This is a genomic window from Gilliamella sp. Imp1-1, from assembly GCF_001690415.1.
GTDB classification, from domain to species: domain Bacteria; phylum Pseudomonadota; class Gammaproteobacteria; order Enterobacterales; family Orbaceae; genus Gilliamella; species Gilliamella bombi.
Genome location: NZ_LZHK01000080.1, coordinates 1 through 10,889 on the forward strand (window position 1 = coordinate 1; position 10,889 = coordinate 10,889).

A 10,889-nucleotide genomic window follows, 5' to 3' on the forward strand; every position below is an offset into this window, starting at 1 on the left:
TAGTCGTAACCAATATGGATTAATGTTATATTTGCGTTCTCAAGGTATGCGATATGGTTTAATTCAAATTCGTTTAGGTGGTCACGAATATTACCAGTAAGATTATTGGCTTTCTTGTATTTGCTTGATGTAGTACCTAATACGATGCGGTTAATCATATCGAATTCATTAGTAAATACGGTGTTATTTGCGCTTTTCCCCAGTGCTTTACGTTGCTCTGTTAATGCGTCACACATAGGACGGCTATAATCTGCGACTTCTAAACGCGCTTTTAATCGATTAAGTGCTTTCTTTTGGATTGCTGGAGCGATTTCTTTAAGGTGTTCTTCACAACGTATAAAGTACTTTCTTATTGCTCGTCCTTTCTCGTTGTTTTCAATCATCGCCAATTCTTTAGCCATGTTTAAAGTTAGATGATAATCAATACTTCTACGGTCTCCGCCTCTTACCGTTTCCCTTTTATTAAGCTGTTTGTTTTTTATACTTTGATTCACCAATTCGGGGGAATCAAAAACCACATAATCATCATTTTCAATAAAGCCATATTGTTCTATACGCCCTTTTATCCATGTAGAAAAATCACGCCCTACACCAAGAAAATGATGTAATTGTTTTGCACTAACTGTTTGCTGTAATTTGCCGTTTAATTGTGTTTCGGTTACTGGTACTAAATTATTAAAATCTGTCATTTTTTATCTCCTAATCTGTCTATTTATCACCCATTTAGCTAAATTTAGGCAAAGGGATGCCGTCGGCTCAAAAATGAGCTTTGCTATAAAATCAATTAATTAAGCTGCTTTGCTTGGGTAAAGTGCTAAAATTTGGCTGATATCTGATTCAGTTAATAAGCTATTTTCATAACTAAGAATCAGATTAACCACCTTTTGAGCATCTTCCTTATTGGCTAGGTAATAGCGATAGTGTGAGCCTATTCCGTCGGTATTAGGTTCATCCATGCGCTTTAATGTGATGCCTAACTTTCTTTCTAGTTCTGAACAATAATTCCTACCACTAGAAAGCCTACAGGTGCGCAATATCTCATTTTCGGTAATACCATTGTCACCAGTACACGCAATTAATAGGTAAGCTCTCGGCTTTTTGGGTAGCTTTTTATAATCAGATTGGCTATGATTGGAAGCGTCTAAGCTCCAATCTAAGCCCTTTATTATTTCGCGATATAAAGGGTTTTGTTTTATCACCATTATGCTACCTCGCGACGTTCTACTCTGCGAGATTCAAGCCAAGAGTAAATCTCATCAGCTCGATAGCCAACACGGCGCAAGCCAATTCTGATTTTTTGAGGAAAGGTTTCATCTTTCTGTTCTAGCGTATAAAGGCTAGTGTCAGATTTGAAATGTAGTAAAGCTTTTACTTCTTTTTTGGATAGGATTTGATTGGTCATTAGTTATAGTCTCCTGTATCTAAAAGATAGATATAGAATATAACTGTATAAACAGACATGCATTACATTAAATATTAAAATGTACCATTTAATAAAATGGAAAAATACCTAATGAATTAGCTGATTAACTATCAATAACTAGGCATTGAATACCCCTATATATTAAAATAATATAATTTCCATTTTACTAAATTAGTTTCCATTTTATTCAGAAAATTCTTGCCATTCATCTGGTATAACCAACTCAAAATCATTATTATTTGTAACGGAGGGTTTACCTATTTTGATTTCATATAACCAATTTGAAATGGTTTTTTCGGTTGGTGGATTTGTAGCATTAAAATCATTAGCAATTTTAGAGAGTATTTTTCTGGATAAGGAGACTACTTTACAATGTGGAAATTTTTCTCTTGTTAATAAAGCTGTTTCAATAGCAAATGGCTTGTAAAAATTTTCGGGTTTTCTCATTATTTTAACATTTGCTTTGTTTTCACCAGAGTCTATTACATCTCCCCAACGTATGAAAGATGGGCATAAGCCCAGTTCATCAATAAATAAATCAGGTAAGAATTCGTTATTTGCGGATTGTAGTAAAATGATATCTTCTGTCGAAATAAGTAATTCATTAGCATTAAAAATAAACTCATTGTCACCCCTAATTTTTAAATAGTAATCAAAAATTTCATCCATGTCGCCAATTTTGGTCATTGGCAGTAGGGTTTGAATAGAAACTTCATGAGGAGTGAACCCTTTTTTATTTCCACATGTACGCATGTTTTGTCTTAATTGCAACCAATGGCTAAATCTTTTAATTCGCCAAATCCCGTAAGCTTTACCAAAGTATGTTGCTCTAAAAAGTCTCGGGAAATTATCGGGTTTTATCTTGTCTGGTGTTTCAATAAGATAGTCATACTTACGTGGGTGTGGGTAGCGACTAGCTCTTCCTAAAATATTGGTAGTAAATTGCCCCAATACCCTAATACTATTTTCAATTTTATTGACATTATTAAATTTTTCTATGAATGTTTCACATTGTTCGTTATATTCTTTTTTCTTTGCACAAAAACACAAAGAACATTCAAGCTTATTAACGAAAGCATACAAAGCAATCATCCCCTCACTATTCCAAAATAAAAAATCATCTACATCACAATCTAGAATTCTAGCGGCTCTTTCTAGTTTAACAAATGGAATTGGTGGTAATTTTGGATTCAATGCCATACGCCCCTCACGCCCCTAATAGATATTTGCGCCAGTTCGCTAGGGTTGCGAATGTTCGGGGATCAGCCTAGACGCAAATAATACATTAATATACAGTTAGGTACATTATAGCACTGTGTTTATGTACATTAAATATTGTTTTTATATTTATAATTCAATACACTTGCATTTTTAGATACTTGTAAACATTTTGTTAATTTATCAATTAAATATTCAATCTCATCACTTTCAAAAACCAAATAAATATATGAATCAACATCACTATAGTATTTACTTTCAATATCCCACTCAGGTGAAATATACCCTTTCTTTATGATATTTTGGAAATGCCAATCTTCATGGTTTTTTAGTGGGTTAATAACTTCCGTCATCCAAAAATATTGATGATCCGTATTCTTTCCTTTAATAAAAAAACCTAAGAAATTATTCTTCCTGTCATACTTAGCAAATAATGTATTTTCGGGTAAACAATGTAAATAATGATCTGTGCATGGGTACATTACAATTCCTCTTTCATAATAATAAAAATGTTACCGTTTAACCTATCTAGGCATTAGCTTATCAATATATTTATTAGTGTTACGCCAGTAAATATTTTCAATACAGATTAATTAGCTTGTTTTAAATCAAAATGCTAAAGATATAATTATAGCTGTCTTTATTATGAAGATAACTGCTTGTCTTATTTTATCATCCAAATTTGGATCATCTTTATCTTCTGCTATTAGTTGCTGTTCGTTAAGTATATTTTCCGTGCGTACCTCTTTAGTGCGTACCAATTCATCAGGTTTCACATTAGCTAAACCAAAGATATATAACTATTGTTAGTACGTATCTATTAAGTACGTTCTTGGAGTGCGCTAACTTGTTAACTGCCTTTTATGATTAAATTGGTATCCATTTATTAAATACCTTTTTACTGGATACTTGTTTGGATACCTATATTAAATGGATTTTCGGATATTTAAATTCTATAAGAAGTGGCTCAATTTGAGCATCTAAAACTTGAGCAGGCAACAAGTTTATGCTCTTTGCTTGTCAGGCGGTTAAATCCTTTGATGGTGGCGATACTAGTTCTATGCGCATTGGTTTAGATTTGGCTATAATGCTACTACCCATAGATTGATGATCTAATGTCTGCTTTTCAGAATAACCATGATTAGCAAGCATCAATTTGGCAATACTCGCGTTAAATTCGCCTTTTAAGCCTTTATTAATTAATTCCACTTCTTGGCGCGCTTTGATAAGTTCTAACATGTCCTTAAATTCTTCGCTTGAACTTGCATAATTATATAAACTCGACCTTGAACAGTTAGCATATAAAGCCAGTCCAGCCACAGAGGGAATCACTTCGCCATTATTGATATAACCCTGCTTATGCAAATACTCTTGCCCTAGATCTAACATTTCCTTTAATTTTGATTTTCTCCCTGCCATATTGCCACCTAACTTACTAATAATAAGGTTATTATAATCCAATAAGGCAAATTATTAGATTGCTTTTTAACGTGTCCAAAATTAGCCCAGTCAATAGGAGGGGGTAGCAAATTTCTATAACTCTACACGTTTAAAACCACCCAACCTCCTTTTTATGCAAAACCGCGAATTGAAATAATTTTTTTGACTGCTATTACTAAATGGGGAATCATAAATAGCTATAGTTGCGTAACTCAAACCAATGTAATAAACCTGCTGGCTTTTTAGCAGATTGCAAATGTAATACCTGCATGGTGGAAATCACCATAAAGCATTTAGCCTTTTAATTCCGCCCTGGATCAACCTAAAAATCACCCTAAACTAAAATTATGATTAATAATTATTTTATTTTAATAAAAAAATAACGCTATCTAAATATATTTATATTTCAATTGGTTAATTACAGGATCAAGATTATTTTAATAATGTGTATAGTAGTGAACAGTAGTGAATACTAGTGAACACCAAAAAATATATATAATAAGTATATAATATATTGATATATATAAATTAATATTAGATTGGTGAATAGTAGTGAACACTTTATATTAAAAGTTTAAGATTATGGGGAGGTAAGTATAAAAACAACCTAATCATTGGCATAGGTAAAGGATGACATTTGAAAAAGCACCCCTCAGATATGAGGAGTGGTTTAATATGAAGTTATTGAAGTGAGTAACTCAAATTTGAGTTACGGTTTTATCGTAACCCAAATATGGGGCACGGTATGAATAGCGCGATATGGTTAATGATTAACTAGCTTTAAATTGCGGTTACCTGATAGTGAGACATTTCCTTGGCTTGCTTGCTCGACAAAGTCACCCCACCAGTCAAGCATAATACGCTTTTGATGTTCATATTCTGCTTTGTTGTAGGCTCGCCTTACTGCGTTTTTATCTACATGCGATAACGCGCTTTCAATGACATCATAATTAAAGCCTTGTTCGTTTAAAGCGGTACTAGCTAAAGCTCTTAATCCATGCGCAACTAACTTATCTTTGTATCCCATGCGCTTTATTGCCATGTTAGCGGTTTGGCTACTCATTGGCTTGTTATAAGGCGGTCTTGCTGTTGGGAAAACAAACTCACTTTTATGATTAATAGATTTCATTATCTCAAGTATTTTTATTGCTTGCGGTGATAAGGGTATATTGTGTGGTCTATCCATTTTCATGCGTTCGGCAGGAATACTCCATAATTTTTTATCTAGATTAATTTCTTCCCACTTAGCCCCTACGGCTTCACTTGGTCGCGTTAATGTTAATAACTGCCATTCAATCACGCATCTAGTTTGTAATTCAATCTTTGCCATAGCTAAAGCTTGCATGAACTGCGGTAACTCAGTAGGGGGAATAGTTGGCTGATTTTTTACTTTCGGGCTATTAAATACGTCGGTGATTTTGGCTAGAGGGTTATTATCGATAATTCCCATATTGACAGCATAATACATTATTTCATTAATTCGCCGGCAAACTCTTTTTACTGTTTCGTATTTATTATTGTTATTTAATGGTTGTAATGCGTTAATCGCTTTGATAGCTGTTACTTGGTTTATTGGAATATCTTTTATATAAGGGAAAACATGATTTTCTAAGGAACGCCAAGCCTTTTTGAGCGTTTGTTCTTCTAAACCTTGTTCTGTTTTGAATTTGAACCATTTCTCAGCCATAGCGTAAAAGGTATTATTACAAGCTTCTTGCTTACGTTGTTCTTGTTCCGCTTTGTGATGTTGTGGATCTATCCCTTGCTTTATTAATTCTCGCGCTTCATCTCGTTGTTTTCGCGCTTGTTGTAGCGATGTTTCTGGGTATTTACCGAAAGATAATAATGTCTCTTTATGTGATATTGGCTTTTTATATTTAAATCGCCATAATTTAACCCCTGTCGGTTTAACTAACAAAAAAAGACCTCCACCATCAAAATACTTTTTATCCTTACTAGTGGCTTTTAATGCTTTTATTTGTGTGTCAGTTAAGGGCGTAGTTTTTACAGCCATTTTTCACCTTTGGGGGTACGCAATAATAGGGTATTTAATTATACCCCCAAATATACCCCCATTATTTTTGGTTGTAAATGTACCTTACTGATACTTAATGGGCAATAAAATAGACTTTAAGGCTTGTTATTACTGGGTTTGGTGTACTTTGTAGGGTTTAAAAGAATGTTACTGTTTATTGATTTGGTGCCGTGGGCGGGACTTGAACCCGCATGCTCTTAGAGCACTACCCCCTCAAGATAGCGTGTCTACCAATTTCACCACCACGGCGCCGTTGTTATTCAGGTATATCTGAAGTTGAATTTTGCTGTACAGGTTGAGTAACTGGAGCTGTAGTAGGTGCAGCAGTATTACCTTCATTCAGCTGTGTTGTTACTGGTACAGTATCTTCAATATTCTCAAATTCGCTAGATGAAGCTATTCGTGGTTTGCTACCTAAATTTGAAAGTAAAATGCTTATTACAAAAAACAAAATACCTAATAAAGTGGTAGCGCGAGTCAAAAAATTTCCACTACCTGAAGAGCCAAATAAAGTCGCTGATGCGCCAGAGCCAAAAGATGAACCCATGTCAGCACCTTTACCTCGTTGTATTAAAACTAATGCAACTATTACGATCGCAATAACTAGATAGCTTATAATTAAAAATTCGTACATTTCAACCTGTCAACTTTATATGTTATATAACAGAATCTATTGATGCGAAATATTAGCGAAAGACAGACCAACAAGCAAGTAAAATTTCATAAATTGTTAGTCTGTTTAAAAAAAATTTTTTAGTCAATCAGAGATTGTTAATGTCTAAACTAAAATAAGCGCCATGATTATTGACTGCATTTATTTCTTTTAGTTTAAATAAAGTAATTATTCTTTACATACAGCGTGTAATTTTTGTTCTTTCCCCCATACTTCAACTTGCCCAATCCAAGCGTCAATAGCATATCGGTTAGAACGTCCTGGGTATTGATTTGTTAGTGGAAACTCATCAGATGAAAAAAACCATTGTTCTCCTGTGAACCAATTGGACTTAGGGTAATTTGGGAAAGTTGTCATTCCCCATTCACTTAATACCCCTTGGTTGATTGTTCGTGTAAACAGATCCCAAGTTAGTGGTACTATTTTCCATGAATCTGAAGCATTAGGAGAATTTGTCATTTCAGCTCGAGTAGGTATGTTTGCTTCGCCATGACATACTTGCGTTGCTTGTTCATATGTATGTACTCCATCTTTTGGAGCAACCCATGTTTTGGTTGGATTGAATGTGTAACTATGTATTATGCTATTATCTGATTTAAATTTTGCTGATACCGTTACTGCGCCATTAGGTTTATGGTTGAGATAAACCATGCCATTATTATCTACTGTCACACTACCTACCGGTGTTGTATTCACAGAATAATCCCAATCTGTTTGGGCACCAGTCATAATTAATTGAAACTGAGCACCAGAAAAACCTGTTGTTGGAAACTTCGGATAGGCAGATGCATAAAATCCATTGAGAGGGTCAAAAACATTATGATCGTAACCTCCACCACAAATCGAATCTCTATATTCAGTACCAATTTTATTCCAGCCTTTATATCCTCGGTTCGGATCAATCAAAGAGTCTTCTACATTACCATAACCTACAAGTACACAATCTGTTTTACCATTTTGTGTAAAATGATAAGGACTTCCCCAAGTTTGATTATTATTGACTATCATTTGATTAGGTTTTGCAAAACAGATCGTCGAATCAGTATTAATTTGATAAATTTTGGTTAAATTATATAATTCGCTGTCTTTAGGAACACCATATTCAGAATGGACTTGTATATCAGAAAGAGTAATAACTAATTTAAGCGGCATCTGAAACCCACTGCCACAACCAATTACCTTTCCATATTGAGATTTTGAAATTTCTTGTCCTGCATTATCAAACCATTTAAAGGTAATTGCACCAATAGAAAAAGCTCATTTATCGGAAGTCTTACCTCTGTCTCCATCTTCATCATAGTAATTCAGAGTGGAAGAAAATTTAAAATCAGTTGGTGTTTTGATGATAAAGTCATTTAATGTAAGGTTTTTATCAAACGATTTAGGGATATTTTTTAATTGTTCACTATAAAAAGTATCTTTAACGGTAAAACCTAAATTATTTTCAGAAGAAGCCGAAATAAAAAGAGGCGCATTTCCCATAATTGTTCCTGCCGTTGTTGCCGATAGGATAGCTGTAGCTCAAAATGGAAGTAGAAAGAATAAATAAATAAAATAATTGAATACAAGATTTCTTTAAAAAGTGTTATTTTTAGTTGCTTATAAATTTTTTCCATCCTAAATTATTCCCATTGATTTATTTTATTGTTTTAAAAATTTTTGAATTGTTAGAGAATTGTTGTTCTATTGTATTAATCATAAGCCTCCTTTACCTTTTTAGTCACATCATACAACATGCTAACATAGCAATAACTGTATTAATTTCTTTCTATTTAAACGTAAAATATTGTTATCAAGTTTAACCATTTTAACTCATTAAATTATTATTGGATAAAATTTAATCATTATTAGAAATATATTATGCCTTGTCATATCGTTTATAACAATCAGTTGTTATCTTGTTAATCGTTATAAACAATAAATTTAGTCGATATAGAGGATACTTGTGATATACACAATATGAAGATGATTACGGTTTTGCCATGTGGAATCAGCTAACTCAGATAAAACATTTTTAACTAGTTTCCTTTTGAAGGTTAATACCATAGCCATTAATTTCGTTATTACAATTATTGATAACTAACTTCATAATATTGTTATGATGTAAAGTAGTAAAGAAAACAAAATCTATTAACTTCAAAATACTAAGATTATTGCACGAAATTAACGTTCCATAACGTTTAAGTAACGCTCTATGATGATTTTTTGGCTTATTTAGTGTCAAACATAATGTGTCTATAAGTATTACAAGTTAGTTGTGATAATCAATGGTACGTTTCTATCTAAAAAAACGGTATAATATCGCCATTTGTATTATGACAAATTGTATTTATGAAATTTATTGTTAAGCTCTTTCCCGAAATTACCATCAAAAGTGATTCTGTTCGTTTACGATTTATTAAAATACTAACAAGTAACATTCGTAATATTTTAAAGCATCATATTGAAGATGTTGCGGTTATTCGTCATTGGGATTTTATTGAAGTTCGTCCAAAAGTTGAAAATAGTGAAGCTAAGATACTTGAATTATTAATGCGAATCCCTGGTATACATCATATTTTAGCCGTTGATGAAATCACTTTTGTTGATATGCATGATATTTTTGAAAAAGCATTAGATTATTATGCTCCATTAATTGAAAACAAAACGTTTTGTGTACGCGTTAAGCGTCGAGGTAAACATGAATTTACTTCAATTGATGTTGAACGTTATGTTGGTGGTGGGCTTAATCAACATGTGTCTTCGGCTAAGGTTAAATTAACTCATCCAGAAATCACCGTTCATCTTGAAATCGACAAAGAAAAGTTACTGCTGGTAAAAGGTCGACATGCTGGCATTGGCGGTTTTCCAACTGGTACACAAGAAGATGTTCTTTCGCTTATATCGGGTGGTTTTGATTCTGGTGTATCAAGTTATATGCTAATGCGACGCGGAAGCCGAGTGCATTATTGTTTCTTTAATCTTGGCGGAAAAACTCACGAAATTGGCGTTAAACAGATGGCTCATTACCTATGGGAACGTTTTGGTAGTTCGCATAAAGTGCGTTTCATTGCTATTGATTTTTCAGATGTTGTTGGTGAAATTCTTGAAAAAATTGATGATGGGCAAATGGGAGTTATTCTAAAACGGATGATGATTCGTGCGGCATCAAAAATTGCGCAACGCTATAAAGTGGAAGCTCTTGTTACTGGAGAAGCATTGGGGCAAGTATCAAGCCAAACACTTACCAATTTACGTTTAATTGATAATGCTAGTGATACATTAATTTTACGTCCTTTAATCACACACGATAAAGAAACCATTATCAATATTGCGCGTCAAATTGGTACTGAAGATATAGCTAAAACAATGCCAGAATTTTGTGGCGTAATATCTAAAAGCCCAACGGTTAAAGCCGTGAAAGAAAAAATTGAAGCAGAAGAAATGAATTTTGATTTCACGATTTTGGATAAAGCAGTTGCCGAGGCTGAAAATATTGATATTCGTGAAATAGCAAAACAAACTGATACCAAAATTGCTCATGTTGAAACTGTCACAACTCTGAGTACCAATCACGTGGTTATTGATATTCGATCTTTAGAAGAGCAGGAAGATAACCCTCTTATATTGAGTGATATTGAAGTTAAGCATATTCCATTTTATAAGTTAGCAACGCAATTTGGGAATTTGGATCAATCGAAGCAATATTTACTATATTGCGATCGTGGAGTCATGAGTAAATTACAAGCGCTTTATTTAATTGACCAAGGCTATAATAATGTAAAAATATTTTCTATATAAAAATTAACAATAATTTACTATATTGTTCGTGATTTTTACATATATAGTAAATTTTTGGATAAAACTAGGGGCTGTTGATCTTTGCTGTACATAAATTACTCAACAATACATTGGCAGCCACATTAACATAAATGCCAGTGATACCATACTGGCATAATTCCTTTCTAACTTATCGTATCTAGTTGATATTGAACGATATTGCTTGATTCTAGCAAAGGCATTCTCGACTAAATGACGATAGCGATAAAGGCACCTATCCATACTGCTTTTATCTATATCCTTACCATAATTACGTTTAGCAATCACCGTTCGTCCGCCTT

The 10,889-nt window shown here is 33.3% G+C and carries 13 protein-coding genes and 1 tRNA gene; 1 reads left to right on the forward strand and 13 read right to left on the reverse strand.

What is annotated here, in order from left to right:
- The 12 genes from A9G38_RS07135 to A9G38_RS07185 form a co-directional block, all read right to left on the reverse strand.
- On the reverse strand, nucleotides 1-689 hold a 689-nt coding region (locus A9G38_RS07135), incomplete at its 3' end, for an antA/AntB antirepressor family protein (RefSeq protein ID WP_065623208.1).
- A 99-nt stretch (nucleotides 690-788) separates the two neighbouring features.
- Nucleotides 789-1,202 (reverse strand): hypothetical protein, encoded by a 414-nt coding sequence (locus A9G38_RS07140; RefSeq protein WP_034914926.1) that lies wholly within the window; start codon nucleotides 1,200-1,202, stop codon nucleotides 789-791.
- Complete coding sequence (locus A9G38_RS07145; RefSeq protein WP_034914929.1) at nucleotides 1,202-1,402, reverse strand: helix-turn-helix transcriptional regulator; 201 nt, start codon at nucleotides 1,400-1,402, stop codon at nucleotides 1,202-1,204. Before A9G38_RS07145 ends, A9G38_RS07140 begins: the two co-directional genes overlap by 1 nt.
- A 204-nt stretch (nucleotides 1,403-1,606) precedes the next feature.
- The gene (locus A9G38_RS07150) at nucleotides 1,607-2,623 is read right to left on the reverse strand and encodes a hypothetical protein (RefSeq protein ID WP_034914933.1); all 1,017 of its coding nucleotides are present in this window, start codon (nucleotides 2,621-2,623) and stop codon (nucleotides 1,607-1,609) included.
- Nucleotides 2,624-2,751: 128 nt separating this feature from the next.
- Nucleotides 2,752-3,123 (reverse strand): hypothetical protein, encoded by a 372-nt coding sequence (locus A9G38_RS07155; RefSeq protein ID WP_034914935.1) that lies wholly within the window; start codon nucleotides 3,121-3,123, stop codon nucleotides 2,752-2,754.
- A gap of 126 nt (nucleotides 3,124-3,249) precedes the next feature.
- A complete protein-coding gene (locus A9G38_RS12280) occupies nucleotides 3,250-3,417 on the reverse strand; it encodes a hypothetical protein (protein ID WP_162162665.1) in 168 nt (55 codons plus the stop codon).
- Between the two features lie 244 nt (nucleotides 3,418-3,661).
- Nucleotides 3,662-4,060 (reverse strand): terminase small subunit, encoded by a 399-nt coding sequence (locus A9G38_RS07160; RefSeq protein WP_065623210.1) that lies wholly within the window; start codon nucleotides 4,058-4,060, stop codon nucleotides 3,662-3,664.
- Nucleotides 4,061-4,844: 784 nt separating this feature from the next.
- On the reverse strand, nucleotides 4,845-6,095 hold the full coding sequence (locus tag A9G38_RS07165) for an integrase domain-containing protein (RefSeq protein WP_034882780.1): 1,251 nt from the start codon (nucleotides 6,093-6,095) through the stop codon (nucleotides 4,845-4,847).
- Between the two features lie 184 nt (nucleotides 6,096-6,279).
- A tRNA-Leu gene (locus A9G38_RS07170) sits at nucleotides 6,280-6,365 on the reverse strand.
- A gap of 7 nt (nucleotides 6,366-6,372) precedes the next feature.
- On the reverse strand, nucleotides 6,373-6,750 hold the full coding sequence (secG, locus tag A9G38_RS07175) for a preprotein translocase subunit SecG (RefSeq protein ID WP_034915326.1): 378 nt from the start codon (nucleotides 6,748-6,750) through the stop codon (nucleotides 6,373-6,375).
- A gap of 207 nt (nucleotides 6,751-6,957) precedes the next feature.
- Nucleotides 6,958-7,941 (reverse strand): hypothetical protein, encoded by a 984-nt coding sequence (locus tag A9G38_RS07180; protein ID WP_034915330.1) that lies wholly within the window; start codon nucleotides 7,939-7,941, stop codon nucleotides 6,958-6,960.
- Nucleotides 7,942-8,046: 105 nt separating this feature from the next.
- Nucleotides 8,047-8,271 carry a hypothetical protein gene (locus tag A9G38_RS07185; RefSeq protein ID WP_034915333.1) on the reverse strand — a complete coding sequence of 75 codons (225 nt, stop codon included), beginning with the start codon at nucleotides 8,269-8,271 and terminating at the stop codon, nucleotides 8,047-8,049.
- 849 nt (nucleotides 8,272-9,120) lie between these two features.
- Between A9G38_RS07185 and thiI the strand changes: the two genes are divergently transcribed.
- Nucleotides 9,121-10,569, forward strand: a complete 1,449-nt coding sequence (thiI, locus tag A9G38_RS07190; RefSeq protein WP_034915336.1) for a tRNA uracil 4-sulfurtransferase ThiI — start codon at nucleotides 9,121-9,123, stop codon at nucleotides 10,567-10,569.
- Nucleotides 10,570-10,668: 99 nt separating this feature from the next.
- On the opposite strand, the gene A9G38_RS11725 is transcribed toward thiI, so the two are convergent.
- Nucleotides 10,669-10,889: transposase (locus A9G38_RS11725; protein ID WP_141671736.1), on the reverse strand; the 221-nt coding region annotated here is incomplete at its 5' end.